The 22903-nt window shown below is 72.0% G+C and carries 18 protein-coding genes; 7 read left to right on the forward strand and 11 right to left on the reverse strand.

The genetic code is table 11. The annotated features are described in order from the left end of the window. Positions 1-78: 78 nt before the first annotated feature. Both Actob_RS37225 and Actob_RS37230 read left to right on the forward strand, forming a co-directional pair. Positions 79-1287, forward strand: a complete 1209-nt coding sequence (locus tag Actob_RS37225) for a DUF349 domain-containing protein (protein ID WP_284916654.1) — start codon at positions 79-81, stop codon at positions 1285-1287. An 85-nt stretch (positions 1288-1372) separates the two neighbouring features. Then, positions 1373-2332 (forward strand): NAD(P)/FAD-dependent oxidoreductase, encoded by a 960-nt coding sequence (locus Actob_RS37230; protein ID WP_284916655.1) that lies wholly within the window; start codon positions 1373-1375, stop codon positions 2330-2332. 22 nt (positions 2333-2354) lie between these two features. Here the strand turns inward: Actob_RS37230 and Actob_RS37235 are convergent, their stop codons facing one another. The 4 genes from Actob_RS37235 to Actob_RS37250 form a co-directional block, all read right to left on the reverse strand. Continuing rightward, positions 2355-2885: a hypothetical protein gene (locus Actob_RS37235; protein ID WP_284916656.1), complete on the reverse strand. Its 531-nt coding sequence runs from the start codon at positions 2883-2885 to the stop codon at positions 2355-2357. Then, entirely contained in the window at positions 2882-4801 is a 1920-nt protein-coding gene (locus Actob_RS37240; RefSeq protein ID WP_284916657.1) for an NAD-binding protein, read from the reverse strand. The genes Actob_RS37235 and Actob_RS37240 overlap by 4 nt, the downstream gene beginning before the upstream one ends. 275 nt (positions 4802-5076) lie before the next feature. Further along, positions 5077-6576: a tRNA (N6-isopentenyl adenosine(37)-C2)-methylthiotransferase MiaB gene (gene miaB, locus Actob_RS37245; protein WP_284916658.1), complete on the reverse strand. Its 1500-nt coding sequence runs from the start codon at positions 6574-6576 to the stop codon at positions 5077-5079. Between the two features lie 21 nt (positions 6577-6597). Beyond that, positions 6598-7065, reverse strand: a complete 468-nt coding sequence (locus Actob_RS37250) for a hypothetical protein (protein ID WP_284916659.1) — start codon at positions 7063-7065, stop codon at positions 6598-6600. A gap of 135 nt (positions 7066-7200) precedes the next feature. Between Actob_RS37250 and Actob_RS37255 the strand changes: the two genes are divergently transcribed. The 4 genes from Actob_RS37255 (at position 7201) to Actob_RS37270 (ending at position 10531) form a co-directional block, all read left to right on the forward strand. After that, positions 7201-7944 carry an amino acid ABC transporter ATP-binding protein gene (locus tag Actob_RS37255; RefSeq protein ID WP_284916660.1) on the forward strand — a complete coding sequence of 248 codons (744 nt, stop codon included), beginning with the start codon at positions 7201-7203 and terminating at the stop codon, positions 7942-7944. Positions 7945-8011: 67 nt separating this feature from the next. Continuing rightward, positions 8012-8950 carry a glutamate ABC transporter substrate-binding protein gene (locus tag Actob_RS37260; RefSeq protein ID WP_284916661.1) on the forward strand — a complete coding sequence of 313 codons (939 nt, stop codon included), beginning with the start codon at positions 8012-8014 and terminating at the stop codon, positions 8948-8950. A 70-nt stretch (positions 8951-9020) separates the two neighbouring features. After that, positions 9021-9677, forward strand: coding sequence for an amino acid ABC transporter permease (locus Actob_RS37265; protein ID WP_284916663.1), 657 nt, complete (start codon positions 9021-9023; stop codon positions 9675-9677). Continuing rightward, on the forward strand, positions 9674-10531 hold the full coding sequence (locus Actob_RS37270) for an amino acid ABC transporter permease (RefSeq protein ID WP_284916664.1): 858 nt from the start codon (positions 9674-9676) through the stop codon (positions 10529-10531). The genes Actob_RS37265 and Actob_RS37270 overlap by 4 nt, the downstream gene beginning before the upstream one ends. A gap of 75 nt (positions 10532-10606) precedes the next feature. Here the strand turns inward: Actob_RS37270 and rny are convergent, their stop codons facing one another. From rny to Actob_RS37300, 6 genes are all read right to left on the reverse strand, one after another. Beyond that, entirely contained in the window at positions 10607-12331 is a 1725-nt protein-coding gene (gene rny, locus Actob_RS37275; RefSeq protein WP_284916665.1) for a ribonuclease Y, read from the reverse strand. 1335 nt (positions 12332-13666) lie between these two features. Next, on the reverse strand, positions 13667-14395 hold the full coding sequence (locus tag Actob_RS37280; RefSeq protein WP_407653741.1) for a regulatory protein RecX: 729 nt from the start codon (positions 14393-14395) through the stop codon (positions 13667-13669). A 341-nt stretch (positions 14396-14736) separates the two neighbouring features. After that, positions 14737-15783: a recombinase RecA gene (gene recA, locus Actob_RS37285; protein WP_203684734.1), complete on the reverse strand. Its 1047-nt coding sequence runs from the start codon at positions 15781-15783 to the stop codon at positions 14737-14739. Between the two features lie 177 nt (positions 15784-15960). Then, positions 15961-16161, reverse strand: coding sequence for a DUF3046 domain-containing protein (locus Actob_RS37290; protein ID WP_284916668.1), 201 nt, complete (start codon positions 16159-16161; stop codon positions 15961-15963). Positions 16162-16303: 142 nt separating this feature from the next. Beyond that, complete coding sequence (locus Actob_RS37295) at positions 16304-16969, reverse strand: UdgX family uracil-DNA binding protein (protein ID WP_284916670.1); 666 nt, start codon at positions 16967-16969, stop codon at positions 16304-16306. Between the two features lie 158 nt (positions 16970-17127). Further along, positions 17128-18471: an aminotransferase class I/II-fold pyridoxal phosphate-dependent enzyme gene (locus Actob_RS37300; protein WP_284916671.1), complete on the reverse strand. Its 1344-nt coding sequence runs from the start codon at positions 18469-18471 to the stop codon at positions 17128-17130. A 64-nt stretch (positions 18472-18535) separates the two neighbouring features. On the opposite strand from Actob_RS37300, the gene Actob_RS37305 reads away from it, so the two are divergent. Beyond that, positions 18536-19777, forward strand: a complete 1242-nt coding sequence (locus Actob_RS37305) for a bifunctional pyridoxamine 5'-phosphate oxidase family protein/GNAT family N-acetyltransferase (protein ID WP_284916673.1) — start codon at positions 18536-18538, stop codon at positions 19775-19777. A gap of 193 nt (positions 19778-19970) precedes the next feature. Here the strand turns inward: Actob_RS37305 and Actob_RS37310 are convergent, their stop codons facing one another. Beyond that, complete coding sequence (locus tag Actob_RS37310; protein WP_284916675.1) at positions 19971-22793, reverse strand: serine/threonine-protein kinase; 2823 nt, start codon at positions 22791-22793, stop codon at positions 19971-19973. Positions 22794-22903: the final 110 nt, after the last annotated feature.

Consider the following 22903-nt stretch of genomic DNA (forward strand, 5'->3'; position numbering starts at 1 on the left):
GGGTGGCATTCCACTGCGCTGTGGCGGTGGCCGGGGACCGGGCTGGTCCTTCGGCGCCGGGAGAACGAGGATGAGCTCATGAACGACTGGACGGCCTTCGGGCGCGTGGATGCCGACGGCACCGTGTACGTGAAGACCGCCGAGGGCGACCGGGTGGTCGGCTCGTGGCAGGCCGGGACCCCGGAGGAGGGCCTGGCCCACTTCGCCCGGCGATTCGAGGACCTGGTGACCGAGGTCGACCTCGTCGAGGCTCGCCTCAAGTCGGGCGCGGCCGACGCGTCGCACTCGCTCACCAGCGTCAAGCGGCTGCGCACGCAGCTGGACGAGGCGCACGTGGTGGGCGACATCGACGGTCTCGCCGCCCGGCTCGAGAAACTGGCCGCCCTGGCCGAGGAGAAGGCCGGTGAGGCCCGCGCGGCCCGCGAGGTCGCCCGGACCGAGGCCCTCGCGCGCAAGACGGCGCTGGTCGAGGAGGCGGAGACGATCGCCGCCGAGGCCACCGGCTGGAAATCGGCGGGTGACCGGCTCAAGGAGATCCTCGACGAGTGGAAGACCATCCGCGGCGTCGACAAGAAGACCGACGGTGAGCTGTGGAAGCGGTTCGCCGCCGCCCGCGACGGCTTCACCCGCCGCCGGGGTGCGCACTTCGCCACCCTGGACGGGCAGCGCAAGCAGGCCCAGACGGCGAAGGAGGAGCTGGTCAAGGAGGCCGAGGCGCTCTCCTCCTCGGAGGAGTGGTCCAGCACCGCCAACCGGCTCAAGGAGCTGATGACCGAGTGGAAGGCGGCGCCGCGCGCCGCCAAGGAGGCCGAGCAGCGCCTCTGGGAACGCTTCCGGGCCGCTCAGGACGCGTTCTTCACCCGGCGCAGCGCGGTCTTCTCCGCCCGCGACGCGGAATACCAGGGCAACCTGGAGCGCAAGCAGGCGATCCTGGCCGAGCTGGAGGCCATCGACGTCGACGCGGACGCCCGCGGCGCGCAGAACAAGCTCCGGGACGCCCAGGCCGCCTGGCACGACGCCGGCCGGGTCCCGCGCGAGGCTGCCGCCGGCCTGGACCGCCGCTGGCGGGCCGCCGAGGAGCGGATCCGGGTCGCCATGGACTCGGCGTGGCGCAAGACCAGCCCGCAGGACAACCCGCTGCTGCGCCAGATGCGCGACCAGGTCGCCGAGGCCGAGCAGCGGCTCGAGCGGGCCAAGGCCGCCGGCGACAACCGCCGGATCAAGGAGGCCGAGCAGGCGCTCGCCTCGAAGAAGCAGTTCCTGGCCCTGGCCGAGCAGGCCAGCTGAGCGACGCTCCACAACGGAGGCGGTGGTCCCTGGTGGACCACCGCCTCCAGCGTTTCCGGTGTGCCGCGCCGTTATGCTCGCCGGCATGGCCGCTCAGCAGGCACCCGTCGTCGTGGTCGGTGCCGGGATCATCGGGTTGACCACCGCCGTGCGACTGGCCGAGCTGGGCCTGCCGGTGCGGATCGTGACCGACCGGCCGCCGGCCCGCACCACCTCCGCGGTGGCCGGCGCGCTCTGGGAGCCCTACCTGGTCGAGCACCCCGACCAGGATCGCTGGGGCCGGGTGGCGTACCGGCGGTTCGCCGCGGAGGCGGCCGACCCGGGCACCGGGGTCCGGATCGTGAGCGGGGTGGACGCGATCCGGCAGCCCCGACCGGCGCCGGCCTGGCTGCGGGCGATGCCGGGTTTCGCCGAGGCGGATCCGGCGGGCCTGCCGGACGGCTTCGCCGGCGGCTGGCGGTTCACCACCGCGCTCATCGACATGCCGGTCTACCTCGGGTTTCTGGGCGACCGGCTGGCCCGGCTCGGGGTGCCGGTCGACCAGGCGCACGTCACCGACCTGGGCCTGCTGACCGCTACGGCGCCGGTGGTGGTCAACTGCACCGGGCACCGGGCCGGCGCGCTGACCGGTGACGCCGCGGTACAGCCGGTCCGCGGACAGATCGTGGTGGTCCGCAATCCCGGGATCACCGAGTTCTTCACCGGCACCGACGCGTCGGGCGGGCTGACCTACCTGCTGCCGCACGGCGACCGGCTGCTGATCGGCGGCAGCGCGGAGGCGGGCGCCGACCGGCCGGAGCCGGACGAGCGGCTCGGCCGGGAGATCCTGGACCGGGCGATCGCGCTCTTCCCCGAGCTCGCCGGGGCGGAGGTGCTCGGGCAGCGGGTCGGGTACCGGCCGTACCGGGCGCCGATCCGGGTGGAGCAGGAGGAGTGCGGCGACGGGCACGTGATCCACAACTACGGGCACGGCGGGGCCGGAGTCACCCTGTCCTGGGGGTCGGCCGAGGACGTCTGCGCGATGGCGCGGGAGCTGCTGGGCTAGGTGCCGTCTCGGGCACCGGTGGTCAGCCGACCGGGAGCGGGACCGCGGAGAGGGTGCTGCGGCGGGCGCCGGCGGGCCAGACCCGGCGGACCTGCCTGCCGTGGGCGACCGCCCAGGCGACGGTTTCGGCGGTGCCGCCGCGCAGGCCGACGCCGCTGCCGTCCCAGACCGCGATCAGCAGGTCGCAGCGCTCCACCACCTCGCGGCTGGCCGCCTCGTAGGAGCCCTCGGGCGGACCGGGGACGGTGAGACGGGTGACGTCGGTGGCGTGCCGGAGCAGGCCGCACAGGTCGCGGTCGTTCTCCGGGGCGGCGGAGTGCTCCGGCACCGGAAGCACCACCTCGAAGGTGCCGCGGCAGGCCCGGACCGCCTCGGCGAAGATCCGGTCGGCGCCCTCGGCCAGGCAGGTGACCCCGTGGACGCCCTTGTGCGCGCGCAACTCCTTGACGAGTTCGCGGTAGATCAACCGGCGGGCGGACGGTTCGAGCCGGATGTGGCCCGTCACCCCGATGCGCATCATCGCTTCTCCCTCGCCGTCCCGCCGTCCGTTCATGCCGGGAAAAGTGCCCGGTTCGCTCCAGTGTCCGACAAACGGACGACTTGGAAGCCCGCCTCGCCCAGAATTTCCGGAATGTCGCGAATTGCCGCTCGGCAGCGCTCCTTGCCCTCGGGCGGCAGATCGTCCCATTCTCGCAGGTAGGCGCGGTATCGGGCGGCCACCGGCAGCCCGGTCGCGGCCGACTCGGCAAGGGTGGCCGCCACCCAGCGCCCGGACTCGCGTCGCGCCAGCTCCTCGACCTCGTCACCGGTGAACCGGAAATCGTCGCCGGCGGCGTCACGCGGCACTATCGCGCAGTGCACCTGGTGCAACTTCGGGCCGATGTCGGCGGCCTGCAGCAGGTTGGCCCGGCGCAGCGCGTGATCCAGATCGGACCAGGGTGCCATGGCGGCGGCGGAACCCATCGCGTCGCCGCGGGCCAGCCGGGCCACCAGGTAGCGCTCGTGGATCAGGCGGGCCAGGCGCTCGGACAGGTCCTCGGTGATCAGCGCGGGATCACCGCCGGCCGCCACCGGGGAGAAGAGCCGGAGCCGGCCGTTGAGCGGGTCCAGCAGCGGCGGCGCCTGCTCCGGGCGGAACGCGTCGGCCAGCTCGGCCAGCCCGTCCACGGCCACCACCAGGTCACCGTCGACGGCGTGCCAGAGGCGGTACTCGGAGAGGGCGAGCTGGAGACCGTACTTCTCGTCGGTGAAGCAGAGGAAGGCGTGGTCGTACCGCGGGGTGGCGGCGTCGAGCAGGTCACCGACCGTGCCGTCGTACGGCGTCACCCGGCAGGCGTCGAGCAGGGCCGGGCGGCGCCGGGCCAGCCGCTCCAGCACCCGGGCGGCGTTCGGGGCGACCAGGTCCACCTCGACCCGGGCGCCCGGGTCCGGCCGGTGCAGCCGCCAGTGCCGGGCCAGCTCGGCCAGCAGCGCCCGGGCCAGCGTCGAGTCACCGGCCAGCAGCAGCCGGGGCGCCCCGCCGCCCGGGCGCGACAGCGGCGGCGACGGTCCGGGCGGCACGGATGGTGCAGGCGGCGAGGCCGGCGAGGGGGACGGCGGCCCGGACGCGGCTTCCGGCGGGGACGGCGGCTCGGAGGCTGATGGCGGCGGGGGCGCGGCGGGAGCGGTCAGCAGGGGGCGTTCGGCGAGCAGCACGCGGACGGCGAGGTCGTCGAGGTGGAAGAAGTCGAGCCGGTGGGCGGTCGCCTCCGGCACGCTGAGCCGGCGGGCCTGCAGGGTGAGCGCCCAGTCCGGCTCGTGGATCTGGGCGTAGACGGCCATGCCCGGCCTGCTCGACGGGGCCAGGCGGGCGACCGCGGCGGCGATGGTCAGGTTGGCGGCGCTCTCGCCGGTGCACGCGTACACCACCGCGGCCCGGCCGGCGGCGGCACCGCGCAGCACGTCCGGGTCGCGCGGATCGCCCTGCACGCCGAGCAGGGCGCGGTGGCGCAGCTCGAGGGGGCCGATCGGCCGGCTGCGCACCCAGACCACCCGCTGTCCCGCCTGGTACAGCCGGTCGGCGAGGGTCCGGGCCACCGAGGTGTCCCCGCAGATCACCACGTGGTCGCGGGAGCGGCGGGCGCGCCACCGGCGCCACTCGGTGGCCAGCAGCAGGCGGCCGGCCTCGAAGAGCGCGTAGAGGGTGACCGCCGGCGCGACGAACCGGGCGACCTGGAGGGCCGGCGGCAGCCGCACCGCCTCCTGGAGCGGGTCGGCGCCGAGCACGAAGAGCTGGAGCGTGTGGTACGTCAGGTTGAGCGGGTCCCGGGTGGCCGGGTCGGGGGCGGCGGCCAGGTACTGATCGAAGCCGAGGTAACCCAGCGCCAGCGCGGCGAGGCCGGCCAGGGCGAACAGCAGCCGGGTGGCGGTCACCGCCGGCTGGCGCTGCTCACCGCGGAACGGCCGGGACGCGCGGGGGAAGCTGGCCATCGACACCTCTCGACGAGTCCGACGGCCCCAGTGTGGCACGTCGATCACTCATCGCGACGACTGCGGTACTCCCGGCGCACGCGTCCGCCGTCTCCCGGCCCGGCCCACCGAGCGGGGCACCACCGCCATGCCGGCGAAGTCCGTACCGGGCGGCGCCGCGGCGGGCGGGCGCTGGGCGGTTCCGGACGGCGGGCGGCTCCCCGGCGTACCGAAAGCGGGGTCTGAGGTGGCCGGGCGAACCGGCACGCGGCAGGCGTGCCGGACCACAGCGGATCTCAGAGGGCGCAGCCGTCGGCGGCCGGCGGCAGCGGAGCGGGGACGCCGATCGTGGGCAGGCCCAGCGAGACACCCTTGAGTTTCGGGGTCCGGCCGGCCGCGAAGGCGTCGCCGGCGCGGGTGCGGCGGTGCGCGAGCGGGGCGCCGTCGGCGTTGAGGTGGTGCGGCGCGGCGTAGGTGATCACGGTCTCGACGATGTCGCCGGGGCGCGGGGCCCGGTCGCCGACGAGGTCGCCGGTGGCGAAGTGGACCAGGCGGCCGTCGCGGGCGCGGCCGCTCATCCGGCCGGTGCGCTCGTCCTTGCGGCCCTCGCCGACAGCGACCAGGACCTCGACCCTCTCCCCGACGAGTTTCTTGTTCTCGGCCCAGGTGATCTCTTCGAGGGTGCTGATCAGGCGGTCGTAACGCTCCTGGACGACCTTTTTCGGCACCTGCTCGTCCATCGTCGCGGCGGGGGTGCCGGGACGCTTCGAATACTGGAACGTGAAGGCGCTGGAGAAACGGGCCTGACGGACCACCTCGAGGGTCTGCTCGAAGTCCTCGTCGGTCTCGCCGGGGAAGCCGACGATGATGTCGGTGGTGATCGCGGCGTCCGGCATGGCGGCCCGGACCTTCTCGATGATGCCCAGGTATTTCTCCTGGCGGTAGCTGCGGCGCATGGCCTTGAGCACCCGGTCGGAGCCGGACTGCAGCGGCATGTGCAGCGAGTGGCAGACATTCGGCGTCTCGGCCATCGCGGCGATCACGTCGTCGGTGAAGTCCTTCGGGTGCGGGCTGGTGAAGCGGACCCGCTCCAGGCCCTCCACCTCGCCGCAGGCGCGCAGCAGCTTGCCGAAGGCGAGCCGGTCGCCGAACTCGACGCCGTAGGAGTTCACGTTCTGCCCGAGCAGGGTCACCTCGAGAACGCCCTCGGCGACCAGGGCGCGCACCTCGGCCAGGATGTCGCCGGGGCGGCGGTCCTTCTCCTTGCCGCGCAGCGCCGGGACGATGCAGAACGTGCAGGTGTTGTTGCAGCCCACCGAGATGGAGACCCAGCCGGCGTAGGTCGACTCGCGCTTGGTGGGCAGGGTGGACGGGAAGACCTCGAGCGCCTCGAGGATCTCGACCTGCGCCTCCTCGTTGTGCCGGGCGCGCTCCAGCAGCGCCGGCAGCGAGCCGATGTTGTGGGTGCCGAAGACCACGTCGACCCAGGGCGCCTTCTTGACGATGTCGCCCTGGTCCTTCTGCGCCAGGCAGCCGCCGACGGCGATCTGCATGCCGGGGTTCTTCAGCTTGGTCGGGCGCAGGTGGCCGAGGTTGCCGTAGAGGCGGTTGTCGGCGTTCTCCCGGACCGCGCAGGTGTTGAAGACCACGACGTCGGCCGCCTCGGGGTCGGCGGCCCGCACGTAGCCCGCGTCCTCCATCAGGCCGGAGATCCGCTCGCTGTCGTGCACGTTCATCTGGCAGCCGTAGGTGCGCACGTCGTACGTGCGGGAGGCGCCCGGGATTTCAACAGTCATGGCAATTGACCAGGGTACTGCTTACGCCGCGGCGGGTCGCTCGGGCGTCGGGGCGGGTTTCCAGCGCGATCGGTGGCAACCGGGGTGGGCCGCGCAGGCCGGATCGTCGCCGGTGCACGGGCGCAGGTGCCGCCGCTCGGCGCCGTCGTCGGTCTCCCGTTCGTCGACGTGCACCGGGCGCAGGGTGCCGTCCGGCTCGGCACAGATGTACCGGGAGGGGTTGAGGGTGTCGTCGGGAACCAGGACCGCGGCCGCCAGCCGGACCGCGACGGCGCTCGCGACGGTCTCCTCGGCGATCTCCTCGGGCGCCAGGTACACGTCGACGAGTGTCGGAAAGTCGCCACCGACGTGATACACGTCGCAGAGCATGGCGTCCGGGCCGGCCTGTCCGATCTCGGTCACACCGCGTTCCAGCGCCCCGGCCAGGGCATCCCGCACCCGCTCGGGCTCGATCCGGCTCGCGACGGACCAGTTCCAGAGGCCAGTCATACCTGCCATCGTGTCCGTTTCTCTCCCTGGGTGGCGACTGCGTTACTGCTCCGTGACCATTCTCGTCACTATCCGATACCTAGGCCGTCCTAGGGTGTCTCCCATCGAGTGACCCGACTAGCGGATGGACACGGGGTGGCAGGCGAGGCTCTCATCGTTCTGGAGAACGTGAACAAGTGGTTCGGCCCGCTGCACGTGCTGCAGGATGTGGATCTGTCTGTCGCGCGCGGCGAGGTGGTCGTCGTGATCGGACCGTCCGGGTCGGGCAAGTCCACGCTGTGCCGGGCGATCAACCGGCTGGAGCCGATCGACTCCGGGACGATCACTTTCGACGGCCGGCTGCTGCCCGCCGAGGGCCGGCCGCTCGCGCAGCTGCGCAGCGAGGTCGGCATGGTCTTCCAGTCCTTCAACCTGTTCGCGCACAAGACCATCCTGCAGAACGTGATGCTGGGCCCGGTCAAGGTGCGCAAGGAGAAGGCGGCCACCGCCCGGGACCGCGCGATGTCCCTGCTGGAGCGGGTCGGCATCGCCAGCCAGGCGGACAAGTTCCCGGCTCAGCTCTCCGGCGGCCAGCAGCAGCGGGTGGCGATCGCCCGGGCGCTCGCCATGCAGCCCAAGGCGCTGCTCTTCGACGAGCCGACCAGCGCGCTCGACCCGGAGATGGTCGGTGAGGTGCTGGACGTGATGACCTCGCTGGCCAAAGAGGGGATGACCATGGTGGTGGTCACCCACGAGATGGGCTTCGCCCGGCACGCGGCGAACCGGGTGGTCTTCATGGCCGACGGCCAGCTGATCGAGCAGGCGCCTCCGGCGGAGTTCTTCGCGAACCCGAAGAGCGACCGGGCCAAGGACTTCCTTTCCAAGATCTTGACGCACTGAACACCCCCGATGACCGGCCCCCAAGCCAATTCCAGGGTCTGAACTGGAGCAGAGGAGAGAGTTGATCATGGGTATCAAGCGGGTAGCGGTGTTCGCCGCCACGGCGGCGTTCGCCTTCACGCTTACCGCATGTGGTGAGGAGGGCACCCCGACTCCGAGCGGCGCCGGTAACGGCAGCGGCGCGGCGCCGGCCTCGGACACCTGTAAGTCCTCGGGCGTCACGTTCACCGCCGACACCGCCGCCGCGGTGAAGGGCAGCCCGACCTTCGACAAGATCAAGTCGGCCGGCAAGGTGACCGTCGGGGTCAAGTTCGACCAGCCCAACCTGGGCTACAAGGACACCTCCGGCACCCGGTGCGGCTTCGACATCGAGACCGCCCAGTACATCGCGTCGAAGCTGGGCGTCGACCCGGCGAAGATCGAGTACAAGGAGATCCCGTCGGCCAACCGGGAGACGGCGATCAAGGGTGGGGAGATCGACTACTACGTCGGCACCTACTCGATCACCGACAAGCGCAAGGCGGACGTCTCGTTCGCCGGGCCGTACTTCGTCGCCGGCCAGGACCTGCTGGTCCGCAAGGACGAGACGGCGATCACCGGCAAGGACACCCTCAAGGGCAAGAAGGTCTGCTCGGCCCAGGGCTCCACGCCGATCCAGCGGGTCCGCGACGAGGGCCTGACCGAGCCGGAGAACATCGTCGAGTTCAAGACCTACTCGGAGTGCGTGTCGCAGCTGCTGGACAAGAAGGTCGACGCCGTCACCACCGACGACGCGATCCTCAAGGGCTACGCCGCGCAGAACCCGACCGACCTCAAGGTCGTCGGCAAGCCGTTCAGCACCGAGAAGTACGGCATCGGCCTGCCGCGCGACGACAAGGCGCTGCGTGACTACGTGAACAACCAGCTGGAGGCCGCGTTCAAGGACGGCACCTGGCAGAAGATCTACGACGGCACGCTGGGCAAGTCGGGCTCGACGGCCACGCCGCCGGCGCTCGAGCGCTACTGATCCACATCTGCTGAACCGAGGCCGGGCGGATGATCCGCCCGGCCTCGGCCGGTACGGCTTAGGACGGGGAATGACGGAGTTCCTGCACGTACTGACCGACCACTGGGACCTGTTCCTCAAAGGTTTCGGGAACACGGTGAAGCTGTTCCTCGTCGCGGCGGTCGGGAGCCTGCTGCTGGGCACGCTGCTCGGCGCGTTCCGGGTGTCACCGATCCCGGCGCTGCGCTGGTTCGGCGGGGCCTACGTGAACATCGTGCGCAACACGCCGTTGACGCTGGTCTTCGCGTTCCTGGTCTTCGCCGTCCCGAAACTGGACGTCAACCTCGAGTACCAGACCGCCGCCTTCACGGCGCTGACCGTCTACACCGCCGCGTTCATCTGCGAGGTGGTGCGGTCCGGCGTCAACACGGTCGCCCCCGGGCAGGCCGAGGCGGCGCGCGCCCTGGGTCTCACCTTCGACCAGGTGCTCCTGCAGGTGGTGCTGCCGCAGGCGTTCCGCTCGATGGTGCCGCCGCTGATGAGCGTGCTGATCGCGATGCTGAAGAACACCACGGTGGCGGCAGGCTTCTCGGTGCTGGAGGCCGGTGCGATTCCGTCGTACATGTCGGAGTTCGGTGAGCCGCAGTTCTACGTGCTGATCTGGATCGTCGTCGGCTTCCTGATCCTGATCACTCCCCTGGTCCTGCTGCAGCGGTTCCTCGAGCGGAAGTTGACGGTGGCGCGATGAGTTCCTCGGTGCTGTACGACCTGCCCGGCCCGCGCGGCCGCCGGCGCAACCAGATCATCGGTGTGCTCGCCACGCTGGCGATCATCGGCCTGCTCGCCTGGGTGATCTACCGGTTCTACAAGACCGGCCAGTTCGAGCCGCGGCGCTGGGACCAGTTCAAGTTCAAGGCCGTCCAGCTGGAGATCGTCCACGGCCTGGTCGCCACGCTGAAGGCGGCCGGCCTCGCGACGCTGCTGGCGGTGCCGTTCGGAGCGATCTTCGCGGCCGGCCGGCTCAGCGACCACCGGATCCTGCGGGTGCCGTCCAGCTGGGTGGTGGAGCTGTTCCGGGCCATCCCGCTACTGATCCTGATCTTCTTCGGGTACTACGTCCCGCTGCAATACGGCTGGTCGATCAGCAACCTGTGGGCGCTGGTGATCGGCCTGACGCTGTACAACGGGTCGGTGCTCGCCGAGATCTTCCGGGCCGGCGTCAACGCGGTGCCGCGCGGGCAGTCCGAGGCGGCCTACGCGATCGGCATGCGCAAGAACCAGGTGCTCCGGCTGATCCTGCTGCCGCAGGCGGTGCGCTCGATGCTGCCGGCGATCGTGAGCCAGCTCGTGGTGCTGCTCAAGGACACCGCGCTCGGCTTCATCATCACCTACCCGGAGCTGCTGACGGTCGGCAAGACGATCGGCGGGCGGCTGGCGTTCGGGTTCCCCTACGTGCCGGCGTACCTGGTGATCGGCACGATCTACATCAGCATCTGCGGGATGCTCTCGTTCTTCGCGTGGTGGCTGCAGCGGCGGATGACCCGGGTGCGGACCACGGCGGCCAAGCCGCTGCCGCTGACCGATGTGAACCGGCAGGTCTGAGGCCGGTCACGACCGCCGCTTCACGGTACGACGGGATCTCCCGTCGTACCGTGATCGGGTCTTGATCGTGATGGTCTAGCGGGCCAGCTCGGTGACGCGGGATTCGCGGACGACCGTGACGCGGATCTGACCGGGGTAGGTGAGCTCCTCCTCGATCTGCTTGGCCACGTCGCGGGCCAGGACGGCGGCGCCGATGTCGTCGATGTCGTCGGGGCGGACCATGACGCGGATCTCCCGGCCGGCCTGCATGGCGAAGACCTTCTCGACGCCGAGCTTGCCGCCGGCGATCTCCTCGATCCGCTCCAGGCGCTTGACGTAGGCCTCCAGGCTCTCCCGGCGCGCACCGGGCCGGCCGCCCGAGCAGGCGTCCGAGGCCTGGGTGAGCACGGCCTCGATGGTCTGCGGCGGCACCTCGTTGTGATGGGCCTCGATGGCATGCACGATGTCCTCGTGCTCGCCGTACTTGCGAGCGAGGTCCGCGCCGATCAGCGCGTGACTGCCCTCCACCTCGTGGGTCAGCGCCTTGCCGATGTCGTGCAGGAACGCCGCACGTTTCATGGTCGGCACGTCCAGGCCCAGCTCGGCGGCCATGATCCCGGCGATGTGCGCGGTCTCCACCAGGTGCTTGAGCACGTTCTGGCCGTAACTCGTGCGGTAGCGCAGCCGGCCCAGCAGTTTCGCCAGCTCCGGGTGGATGCTGGTGATCCCGACGTCGACCAGCGCCTCCTCGGCGGCGCGGTCACAGAGCCGCTCCACCTCGTTCTTCGCCGAGTCGAAGACCTCCTCGATCCGGTGCGGATGGATGCGGCCGTCCAGCACCAGCTTCTCCAGCGTCAGCCGGCCCACCTCGCGGCGCACCGGGTCGAAGCAGGAGAGCAGCACCGCCTCCGGGGTGTCGTCGATGATCAGGTTGACCCCGGTGGTCGACTCGAAGGCCCGGATGTTGCGACCCTCCCGGCCGATGATCCGGCCCTTCATCTCGTCACTGGGCAGGTGCAGCACGCTGACCACGCTCTCCGCGGTCTGCTCGCTGGCGATCCGCTGGATGGCGTCGACAACGATGTGCCGGGCCCGGGTGTCGGCGGTGTTCCGGGCGTCCTGCTCGATGTCCCGGATCAGGATCGCCGCCTCGCGCTTCGCCTGCCCCTCGATCGCGTCGATCAGCTCGGTCTTCGCGGTCTCCGAGGTGAGCCCGGCGATCCGCTCCAGCTCGCGGCGCTTCGTCTCCTCGGCCGCCTTGATCTCCGCCTCGCGGGCCCGCAGGTTCGCCTCCCGCTTCGTCAGGTCGGCTTCCAGCGCGCCCAGCCGGCGCTCCCGCTCGACCAGCCGCTCGACCTCCTCGGCGTGCAGCCGCTCCCGCTCGTCGATCCGGGCGGCACGCCGCTCCACCTCCGCCGACTGCTCCTTGACCGTGGCGTTGAGCAGCGCGATCTCCCGCTCGCCGGAGCGGCGGGCGGCGGTCCGCAACTGCTCGACATCCGCCTCGGCCTGCCGGTGGGCGTGCTCCAGGATGGTGTCGGCCTCGCTGTGCGCGTTCTCCAGCACCCGGCGGGCCTCGGCCCGGGCGGCGGCGGCCTCGGCCTTCGCGGCGGCTGCCTCGGCACGCACCGAAGCGGCCTTGGCGTTCGCGTCGGCGACCTTCGCCTGAGCGTCACCGACCTCCTGCTCGTGCCGATCGTGGGCATCCTGCCGTTCGGTCCGCAGCTGACGCAGCGCGCGGGCGCCCAGCGTCATCCCGACGATCACCGACACGGCGAGCACGACGATCGCTACTACCAGCACCCATTCTTGGGGGGCCATCTCGCCGCGTCTCCCTTCGCCGCCGGCGCGGTGTGCACGCGCGCGGGCTCTCTGCGGGATGCCCGACCAAGGCAGATGACCACAGGCGGCACCGGGCCCCGGCTCACACGCTCCGCCGTACGGCTACCAGCTTCGCCTTTCGGGAAGGCTGGATGCCGCCTGTTCCGGCTTCCTGACCTCTCCGGGCCGGCAAACGGGGTGGCTTTCGGCCTCCCGGTCCGGTTCGGCGACTCAGTGGTCCGGATCGTCGGTTCTGGTCCGGGCCCTTCGACGGTGCGGGATCGCCGCGGGCCCGGCCCTGGTGGGGTCGGGTCCATGGGTCATCGGCATCGGGGGTGGCTGACGGGGCGGCGGCATCGGGGAAGCGCTGGCTCGGCCGGCTCCCCGCGTGGTTCCGCATTGCCGGTCGGGTCACTCCCGCTGCCCGTCGCTGTCCGCTCCGCGCCGTCCCTCGGCCTGTGGCGCCTCGGCGAACCGGCATCGTCGCGGCCGATTCGGGTGCCTCGGCCGGCTCGCGAATGTCGACGGAGTGTGACAACACCGGGAACGGTCCTCGTCCCTCAGGCTCTGTCGGTCCGCCGGCGCCGCGGTCGGCCTCCGCATCCGGGTCAGCCGCTGATGGCTCGGATCAGAGTGTGTGTAGTTGTGGGGTCGACCGCTGCTATGTCGCGCCGCCCACCGCGCGGTCAGCGGTCGGCGGAGCCTGCGGCGGGCGGGACCCGCCAAGTGATGCCGTAATGTAATGCGATCTATGTTGTGTGTGTTGCTTGCGATGGTCGAGCAAACCTTGTGTAACGCGAGGCTAGGTCGCAAGTGCCGCTTCGGTCAAGGACTCATGATTCGGCAGCGGATAGGACGTACGGCACAGACGTGCTTACGCCCAGCTCACGATAACGCCCGGATATTTCCGACGTGCCGGGGCATCGAGCACTTTCATCCCCGGGTCGTGGTCGGCGGTTTCCGGGCGCCGATCCCATTATCCGCCCGCCGACAACCGGACAGCCACCGCACGGTGCGTGACGATGGCCGGCCTGGCGAGTGCCGATCAGGAGAATCTCGTCGAATGGGGGGCGTCCTCACATCAGGACTATATCGGGGTGAGTGGGTGCGATCCGGACCAATGCCATCAGGAGGTTTCGCGGTTCGCGGGGTGGTGGAGCGGGCCGCACCAGTGGTCCGGCGGGTTCTCGCCGTTCATGGGACGTTGTTACCAAGCGCAACCATGGGCGGGCTCGCGGCCGGCCGCGAGTCGGCGGGCCTCGCCGGGCACGCCGCGCAGCCAGGTGCGGGCGTGCTGGGGTGGCTCCCTGTGCCGCCGGGATCCTGTGCCGGCGGTCAGGAGGTGGCGTCCTCGGCCTGGTCGGCCAAGGCGTCGGCGTCCACGCCGTCGGCGAACTCGGCGGCTTCCGCGTCGCGGGCGGCCAGCGCGTCCTTCACCGCGCGGATGGCGACACCGGCCGGATAGCCCTTGCGGGCGAGCATCGCCACGAGCCGCCGGAAGACCGCCTCCGGCGTCCCGGTGGCCGTGCGCAGCTTGCGATCGACCAGGGCACGTGCGGCCTCGGCCTCCGCCTCCTCGTCGACGGCCTCCAGCGCCTCGCCGGCCACCTCGGCATCGACCCCGCGCTGCCGCAGCTCGTTGGCCAGGGCTCGGCGGGCCAGGCCACGGCCGTGATGCCGGCTGGACACCCAGGCCCGGGCGAACGCCGCGTCGTCGATGATGCCGACCTCGTCGTAGCGGTCCAGCACCTCCGCGATCACTTCCTCGGAGATCTCTTTCCGGGCCAGCACCCTGGCCAGCTCGGCTCGCGTGCGCGGACGGGCGGCAAGCTGCCGCAAGCAGATCTCCCGGGCCCGCTCGGACTCGCTCTGCCGCGGACCGGCTCGCCGGGGCTCCTCGCCACCACCGCCGAACCCCGCGGGGCCGCCGCGCTCCCGACCGGCTCGCCGGGGCTCCTCGCCACCACCGCCGAACCCCACCGGGCCGCCGCGCTCCCCCGCACGGCCCGGACCGGCTCGCCGGGGCTCCTCGCCACCGTCACCACCGCTGCCGAACCCCGCCAGGCCGCCACGCTCTCTCGCCCGGCCCGGACCGCCTCGGCGGCCCCAGGCACCGGTGGCACCCGAGGGCTGCTCACCAGGTGCGTCATCGGCACCCACCGGCTCCTCCGGCTCCGGCGGGCCCTCGCTGGAGGAACCGAAGGTCTGCCAGAGACCTTCGTCGCTCTCGGAACGGCTCCGGCGCGCATAGCCGCCCCGCCGGCCACCACCCCGGCGAGCGGAGCCCGGGGCACGGTCGTCCGGAGTGCCGTCATCCGGCACGTCGGCGCCGGCCCGGGGCGGGATGGCATCCCACCCGCGCCCGGACCGGGCACCACGTCGTCCGGCCATCGTGGCTTACCGGATCAGAAGTCGACCGGCGGCAGCTCGGGGCCACCGGCGGCGTCCCCGGTGGTCTGGCCGACACCGAGTTTCTCGAGGATCTTCTTCTCGATCTCAGCGGCGACGTCCGGGTTCTCCTTGAGGAACTCCCGGGCCTTCTCCTTGCCCTGGCCGAGCTGGTCGCCGTCGTAGGTGTACCAGGCGCCGGACTTGCGGATGATGCTCTGCTCGACGCCGACATCGATGAGCGAGCCCTCGCGGGAGATGCCCTTGCCGTACATGATGTCGAACTCGGCCTGCTTGAACGGCGCGGCCACCTTGTTCTTCACGACCTTGACCCGGGTGCGGTTACCGACCACGTCGGTGCCGTCCTTCAGGCTCTCGATGCGGCGCACGTCGAGCCGGACCGAGGCGTAGAACTTGAGCGCGCGACCACCGGTCGTGGTCTCCGGCGAGCCGAACATGACGCCGATCTTCTCGCGGAGCTGGTTGATGAAGATCGCGGTGGTGCCGGTGTTGTTCAGCACGCCGGTGATCTTGCGGAGCGCCTGGCTCATCAGGCGGGCCTGCAGACCGACGTGGCTGTCACCCATCTCGCCCTCGATCTCGGCACGCGGCACCAGGGCCGCCACCGAGTCGATGACGATGATGTCCAGCGCGCCCGAGCGGATCAGCATGTCCGCGATCTCCAGCGCCTGCTCACCGGTGTCCGGCTGGGACACCAGCAGCGCGTCGGTGTCGACGCCGAGAGCCCGTGCGTACTCCGGGTCGAGCGCGTGCTCGGCGTCGATGAACGCCGCGACACCGCCGGCCTTCTGCGCGTTCGCCACAGCGTGCAGGGCGACCGTGGTCTTACCACTGGACTCCGGCCCGTAGACCTCGATGACCCGGCCGCGCGGCAGGCCGCCGACGCCGAGGGCCACGTCCAGCGCGATCGAGCTGGTCGGGATGACGGCGGTCTGCACCACCGGCCGCTCCCCCAGCCGCATCACGGAGCCCTTGCCGAACTGCTTGTCGATCTGTGCCAGCGCCAGTTCGAGCGCCTTTTCCCGGTCCGGTCCTGCCACCATTGCCGCCACCCCTGTATTCGACTTCGCGTTCTTCGCCACGGCCGACACGGTATGCGGTGGGTATGACAAAAATCCTCCGCCCTACCGAGAGCTGTGGATAGCCGAGCCGCTGTGGACAATAGCCGAACACTTGTACGACATCGAGCGACACGCCAGAACAAGCGTACGAAAAATGACTCAGTGCAGCTGGGCGGGCACCCGATCGGGGTACGTGGCGACCACCGCGCGCCAGATCGTAGCGGTGTCGACACCCTGCGCGATCGCCTGATCAATGGTCCGGCCACCCAGCGCCGCGAAAGCGTGATCGGCCGCGATGCTGTGGGCGTAGGCCGCCCCGAACGCCTGCTCCAGGCGCCCCCAGAAGTCCGTCAATCGCACGTCACGAGCGTACCCATGCGGTAGGGGGACGGCCCGCTTCGCGAAGCCGGCCGCCGTACGGAAATCGGTTTGTGACGTGCGGCACGGGCCGCTGGGCCGTCGGCCGTTCGATCGGTGGGGAAAGGCGATCGGCTCGGAGAACTCAGGCGGTGATCGCCGCGGCCGCCACCTTCAGGTCGTCGACCAGACCCTGATAGGCGATGTCCCGGTTGTCCGCGCGCAACACCGCCGACGGATGGATGGTGGCCAGCGCCCGGATCTCGGCGACCGGGAAGTCCGCCGGGTGCTCGGCCGAGGCCGGCCACGGCATCAGCTGGCCCCGGGATCGGGTGACCCGGAACGACGGGCCCAGCAGCGCCTTGCCCGCCGTCGCTCCGAGCAGCACCACCAGCCGCGGTTTCAGCAACGCGAACTCGGCGACCAGCCATGGGCGGCAGGCGGTGATGTGCGCCGGGCCGGGCGTCTGGTGGATGCGGCGCTTCCCCCGCAGCTCGAAACGGAAGTGCTTGACCGCGTTGGTGATGTAGAGGTCGCCGGGGTCGATCCCGGCGTCGTCCACGGCGTCGCGCAGCAACCGCCCGGCCGGGCCGACGAACGGCAGGCCCTTCTGGTCCTCGACATCGCCGGGCTGCTCGCCGACGAAGACGATCTTGGAGTGCGGGGCACCCCGGCCGAAGACCGTCTGGGTGGCGTCCTCGTAGAGCTCACAGCCCCGACAACCGGACGCGGCCTGCTTGAGCTCATCGATGCTGTGCGGCTGCGGCGGCACCCACTGCTGCGCGCCGACCGGTGCTTCGGTCCCTGGCATGACTACGTTCTACCCGCGGGCACCATGGTCACGCCGACCGGGCCACCCTCCCGGAGGACGGCCGCTCTCGCCCTCAACCGCGGCGGGCCCTCCCCGCGAGATCGCGATCTCCTGGTCACCATCGCACCCCAGCAGCGCGGCCGGCGCGGTGGCGTCGCTCATCGCATCAGCCCGGCGGCGGTGGGCCGGATCGCGGCCGCGACGGCCTGGGCCAGCGCCGGCAGCTCCGGCTCGGTGAGGGTGCTGATGGTGATCCGGATGCCGGGCGGCGAGGCGACGCGGAACAGCGCGCCGGGCGCCACCGCGTAACCCGCGTCGCGAAGCACCGCGACAGCGTGGGTCTCGTCGGGCACCGGCACCCAGACGTTGATGCCGGTGTCACCGAACGCCGGGACGCCGCGCTCCCGGAGCCGGTCGCGCAGTGCGGTGCGCCGGGTCGCATAGGACCGGGCCGCGGCCGTCACCAGCTCGGTGACCTCGGGATCGCGCCAGAGCTGGAGGAGCAGCCGCTGCGACAGGGTGGAGACCCAGCCCATGCCGATCCGCATCCGGCCGGCGACCCGGGCCACCGAGGTCTCGTCGCCGGCCAGCACGGCGATGCGCAGGTCCGGCCCGAAGGGTTTCGAGGCCGACCTGATGAAGGCCCACCGTCTGGTCACCGGGCCGACGCAGCACGGCGGCTGCTCGGCCAGCTCGGCGGCGTGATCATCCTCCATCAGCAGCACCTCGGGATGCGCCGCGAGCAGCTCGCGGAGGACCGCGGCCCGGGTGGCGCCGACCGCCGCACCGGTCGGATTCTGTGCGCGCACGGTGATGACCACGGCCCGCGCCCCGGCCCGCAGGGCGGCGGCGAGCGACTCCGGGTCGGGACCCTGCTCGTCCATCGCGACCGGCAGTGGCCGCATGCCCAGGGCGGCGATCAGATCCAGCAGATTGGCCCAGCCGGGATCCTCGACGGCGACCGCGTCACCCGGTTTCAGGTGGGCGACCAGCAATCGCTCGATCGAGTCCAGCGTGCCGGCGGTGACGGCGATCGCCGCGTCGCCGACCGGGACGCCCTCGGCGAGCAGGCGCGGACGCGTCGCCTCGATCAGCTCCGGCATGGTGACCGCCGCGGTGTAGCCCTGCGGCGGGCCCACCCGCTCGGCCACCGCTCGCAGCGCCGGTCCCAGCGGGGGCAGAAGCCCGAGGTCGGGCTCGCCGGTGGAGAGATCTCGCAGGCCGGCCGGCACCGGAAGCCGCAGCGCGGACCGGGAGGGGGCCACCGGGGGACGGGACCGGATCCGGGTGCCGCGCCGGCCCTCGGTCTCGACCACCCCTCGCTGCCGCAGCTCCTGATAGGCCTTGGCGACCGTGGCGGGGCTGACATGCAGAGCGCCGGCGAGGACCCGCACCGGCGGGAGCGCCGCGCCGAAGACCCAGTCGCCACGCACCACGCCGGCCTCGATGCTCGCCGAAATCGCGGCGGCGGTCTCACCGGTGACCTGATATTGTTCTGCCACAGCTCTTATTTTGTACTAGTACACGATCGAGCGCAAGCCGAGCGGCGCCACCGGGGAGGCCCTGATGACCGACGTCTACACCAAGACCGACCGCACCACCGCGACCCGCTATCGCGACCGCATGCACTACGACCGGGACAAGGCGCACGCCATCCTCGACGAGGCGTTCGACTGCTCGGTCGCCTTCGTGGTGGACGGCGAGCCCCGCCTGCTGCCCACCCTGCACGTGCGGGTCGGCGAGACGCTCTACATCCACGGTTCCACCGGCGGCCGGATGGCGCTGGCGGCACGGGCCGACGGCATCCCGGTCTGCGTGAGCGTCACCCTCCTCGACGGCCTGGTGTTCGGGCGATCCCAGTTCCACCACAGCGCCAACTACCGCTCGGTGGTCGCCCACGGTGTCGCCCGGCCGGTCACCGACCCGGCGGAGAAGTCGGAGGCCATGCGCGCCCTGGTGGAAAAGGTCGGCACCGGCCGGGCCGCGGACAGCCGGCCACCGACCAGGCAGGAGCTGGCGCAGACCAGTGTGCTGGCGCTGCCCCTGGTGGAGGTGTCGGTCCGGACCCGCGAGGGCGGGGTGGTGGACGACCCAGCCGATCTGGCCCTGCCGCACTGGGCCGGCGTGCTGCCGCTCCGCCGGGTCGCCGGCCCGCCGGAGACCGACGCCGGCGTCCCGGTCCCGCCCCCGGCCTATCTACCCGGCCGCACGTCGGCCGAGTGGCAGACGCCGGTCCGGCTCGAGGGCCGGCACGTCCGGCTGGAGCCGCTCGCCCCGTCGCACGCCGAGGGCATGTTCGAGGCGCTGGACGACGAGGAGGTCTGGCGGCACATCCCGATGCCGCGGGCGCGCACCGTGGCGGACATGGCGGCGGACATCGCCGAGGTGATCCGCGGGCAGTGGCGCGGCGACCGGGCCGGGTGGGCCCAGGTGGACCCGACGACCGGGGCCGTCATGGGGATGACCACCTACCACGACGTCGATCCGGACCGGCGTTCGGTCGGGATCGGGCACACCATGCTCGGCCGCAAGTGGTGGCGGACCGGCGTCAACACCGAGGCGAAACTGCTGTTGCTGGAGCACGCCTTCGACGTGCTGGGCGCGGTCAAGGTGTTCTGGTACACGGACATCCGCAACGAGCGTTCCCAGGCGGCGATCGCCCGGCTCGGGGCCAGCCGGGACGGGGTGATCCGCCGGCAGCGGCTGCGTCCGGACGGCAGCTGGCGCGACACCGTCGTGTTCGCGATGACCGCGGACGAGTGGCCGGCCGCAGCTCAGCGGCTGCGGGATCGCCTGGCCGCCGGTTGATCGCGGGCGGGACGGACGCTGTCCGCCGGGGTCAGGCCGGGGCTGGGCGCTGGTTCCGGCGGGATCGACCGGGGGACGGCCGCGGGTGCCCGGCGGGATGGGCCAGGACCGGCAGCGGGTGCCGACGGGATGAGCCGGGGCGACAGCGGGTGCCGACGGGATGAGCCGGGCGCGGGTTCTCTGCTGGATCGGGTCAGCTGCGGCGGGCGGCGTTTGACGGGGTGTGCGTGTCGGCGTAAAAGGTGCTCCGGACCATTTGGACTTTGCTGAACTCGGCGGCCCAGACCGCGTCCGGGGTGGACCAGCCGAGGGCATAGGGGCGGCCGCCGGCCGTGAACCAGCGGGTGGTGGCGCGGCGGAGGATCCCGGTGTCGCCGCGGTACCGGTACTCCCAGTCGGCGGCCTTGTGCAACAGCGTGACCGGGCCGATCGCGATCAGGGCGTAGTCACGGACCCGGCCGCTCAGCCGGAGGCGGCGATCCTCCGCCCGGCATCCCTTGAGCGGGTCGGTCCGGGGTTCGCGGCCCACGTCCAGGCTCAGCACCCGAGCCGTACGCGGGTCCCGGAAGCAGTAGGTGCTGCCCAGTCGCTGGTACGTCCAGCCGTCCGGGACCGGGAGGTGAAACCCGGTCCCGTCGGTGAAGTAGGACCACCCGGCCTGCAGGGTCCAGCCGTTGACGCCGCGGGCCGCGCCGTCCTTCGGGGCGACCGGTACGCCGGCGGGTGGCGGCGCGTCGCAGACGATCGGGGAGAAACCGCCCGGCCGAGGCGCGGCGGGAGTCACCGGCGAGGCGCGGGACGTGGACGGGGAGACCGCCGGGACATGGACCACCCCGGGCGCGGAGTCGCTCAGCCGGATGAGGTGGACCCCGAGCAGGGTGCCGCCGACCATCGCGACCAGGAGCAGGCCGGCGATCACCAACCGGGTCCGGGTGCGGTTCATCACCGGGGACCGCAGGTTCCAGCGGGGCGGCATCCGGTCGCCGGCCAGCCGTCCGGAGAGCGGCTGGCGGGGTGCCGGGATCACCCGCGCCGGCGCCTGGTTGCCGCGCCGGAACGATCGGCCGGCGGCGGCCGGTGCGCGGTTCGGCCGGAACCGGGACGATCCCGAGCCGGTCGAGCCACGGTTGCGGCCGGGGCCCGGACCCGTGGCGGCACGGTTGCCGGTGGAGGCCAGGCCCGGGGCACGGTTGCCGTCGGCCGGGGCGCGGTTGCCGTCGCCGACCGGGCCGGCCGGGGTCCGGCTGCCGTCGGTATTCCGCTCGTCGGTGTCGTAGTGGCCGCGTCCCGCGGAGACCGGCGAGGCGTGGTGCTGGTCCTCGTCGTCGTTCGTGGTGAAGGTGCCCTCGATGTAGCCGCGGTCGGCGAACTCGCTGATCGGGCCGCTGTCCTCCGGGTCGTTCGCGGCGTATCCGGAAGTGACGGCGGACGGTGGACGGGTCTTCGGATCCGGTTTCCGGCTGTCGCCGGGCGGCCAGTGTCCGGACGGAAGCCACCAGCCACCGGAGTCCTGGAGGTCACCCGTGTCCGCGGCGTCCGCGGTGTCCGCCTTGTTCCCGGTGTCCGTAGTCGCCGCGGTGTCCGGCTTGTTCTCGGTGTTCGTTGTCGCCGCGGTGTCCTCCGTGTCTCCCTCGTCTCCCGGCAGGTCCTTGCCAGGCATCGCCGGCTCGCCGTCCGTCATCGGTGGCAAGGGCACCGCGCGGGGCGAGCCGCCGGCGACCGGGGCGGTGTCGACCAGCAGCGGATCAGAGGCCGGCGGACTCGTCCCGGGTGCCGCCTCCAGCCTCGGCCGGTCGGCCGGCGGGCTGGTCCGGCGATCGATCTCGGTCAGGTTCGGGGTATCTCCGTCGTCCGTCGACGGTGCGGACCGATCCGGCGAATCACGAGCGACCGTCGGCCCCGGGGAGATCGGCCACGTGGCGGAAGCCGGCGACGGAGAAGGTGCGGCAGCGCCGGCCGGCGGACCGTGCCGCTCCGCTGCCGTCGACCCGGTGATCGCAGGTCGATGCCGCCCCGGCAGGCCCTGCTCGGCGTGCGCGGAATGCCGCTCCGGTGCGACCGGCTCCGCGGCTGGCCGACCATGCCGCTCGTGCTCGGCCGCACGCCGCTCCCGCGCGGCAGGTGCGGGAACAGGCCGCGCCGGGCTGACCGGGTTGGCCGGCGCGGGCCGGTGACGCTGCGCGGGCACCACGGGTTCGGCGTCTTCGAGGATCCGGCGGAGCTGCCGTTCCGTCTGCTCGGCGGTGAGGCGCTCCTTGGGTTCGTACCGAAGAAGGGCTTGCAGGACGGGGGCGAGCGGTCCGGCGCGGGACGGCGGATCCGGTGGCTCGGTGGCCAGCGCGGCGAGCGTCGCCATCGCGCTGTCGCGGGCATATGGCGACTGGCCCTCGACCGCCGCGTACAGCGTCGCCCCGAACGACCACAGGTCGGACTCCACGGTGGAGGCGCCGTCGCGGGCGCGTTCCGGCGAGACGTACTGCGGCGAGCCGACGATCAGGCCGGGCGTGGTGACCAGCCCGTCGTCGACGAAGGTGGCCAGACCGAAATCGGTCAGCAGCACGCGACCGTCGGAGCCGATCAGCACGTTGTGCGGCTTCACGTCGCGGTGCAGCACGCCGGCCCGGTGGGCGGCGGTGAGCGCGTCGAGCACCGCCAGGCCGATCCGGGCCGCCTCCACCGGCGGGTACGGACCCTTGGTGAGCAGCACCTGGTAGAGCGAGCGGGAGGCGACGTACTCCATGACGATCCAGGACAGCCCCTCGGCGTGGACCACGTCGTAGACCCGGACCACGTGCGGATGCGTCAGCCGGGCCGCACTGCGGGCCTCGCGCAGGGTCCGGTTGTGCAGCCGGTCCTTCTCCGCGTCGCTCATCCAGTCCGGCGGGACGATCTCCTTGATCGCGACGTCCCGGTCCAGCATCTGATCCCGGGCCAGCCAGACCCGTCCCATCCCACCCGCGCCGACCGGTTCCAGCAGACGGTACCGGCCGGCGACGAGCATCTGCCTGACCGCCATCGGCACCTACCCATCACGTCGGCTATCAGGATAATCACGTACAGACCGCCCAAGGAATGACGATCACCCGGTGCCCGCGTGGGTCGCGGCGGCGGTTTTCTGTCGTACCC

Source organism: Actinoplanes oblitus (genome assembly GCF_030252345.1).
Taxonomy (GTDB): Bacteria; Actinomycetota; Actinomycetes; order Mycobacteriales; family Micromonosporaceae; genus Actinoplanes; species Actinoplanes oblitus.

Bases quoted from the DNA above. Each gene is read 5' to 3' on its own strand.
- Actob_RS37230 (WP_284916655.1), top strand. From the start codon at position 1,373: ATGGCCGCTCAGCAGGCACCCGTCGTCGTGGTCGGTGCCGGGATCATC.
- Actob_RS37235 (WP_284916656.1), bottom strand. From the start codon at position 2,885: ATGAACGGACGGCGGGACGGCGAGGGAGAAGCGATGATGCGCATCGGG.
- Actob_RS37265 (WP_284916663.1), top strand. From the start codon at position 9,021: ATGACGGAGTTCCTGCACGTACTGACCGACCACTGGGACCTGTTCCTC.
- Actob_RS37240 (WP_284916657.1), bottom strand. From the start codon at position 4,801: ATGGCCAGCTTCCCCCGCGCGTCCCGGCCGTTCCGCGGTGAGCAGCGC.
- Actob_RS37225 (WP_284916654.1), top strand. From the start codon at position 79: ATGAACGACTGGACGGCCTTCGGGCGCGTGGATGCCGACGGCACCGTG.
- miaB (WP_284916658.1), bottom strand. From the start codon at position 6,576: ATGACTGTTGAAATCCCGGGCGCCTCCCGCACGTACGACGTGCGCACC.
- Actob_RS37305 (WP_284916673.1), top strand. From the start codon at position 18,536: ATGACCGACGTCTACACCAAGACCGACCGCACCACCGCGACCCGCTAT.
- rny (WP_284916665.1), bottom strand. From the start codon at position 12,331: ATGGCCCCCCAAGAATGGGTGCTGGTAGTAGCGATCGTCGTGCTCGCC.
- Actob_RS37310 (WP_284916675.1), bottom strand. From the start codon at position 22,793: ATGGCGGTCAGGCAGATGCTCGTCGCCGGCCGGTACCGTCTGCTGGAA.
- Actob_RS37260 (WP_284916661.1), top strand. From the start codon at position 8,012: ATGGGTATCAAGCGGGTAGCGGTGTTCGCCGCCACGGCGGCGTTCGCC.
- Actob_RS37250 (WP_284916659.1), bottom strand. From the start codon at position 7,065: ATGACTGGCCTCTGGAACTGGTCCGTCGCGAGCCGGATCGAGCCCGAG.
- Actob_RS37270 (WP_284916664.1), top strand. From the start codon at position 9,674: ATGAGTTCCTCGGTGCTGTACGACCTGCCCGGCCCGCGCGGCCGCCGG.
- recA (WP_203684734.1), bottom strand. From the start codon at position 15,783: ATGGTGGCAGGACCGGACCGGGAAAAGGCGCTCGAACTGGCGCTGGCA.
- Actob_RS37295 (WP_284916670.1), bottom strand. From the start codon at position 16,969: ATGCCAGGGACCGAAGCACCGGTCGGCGCGCAGCAGTGGGTGCCGCCG.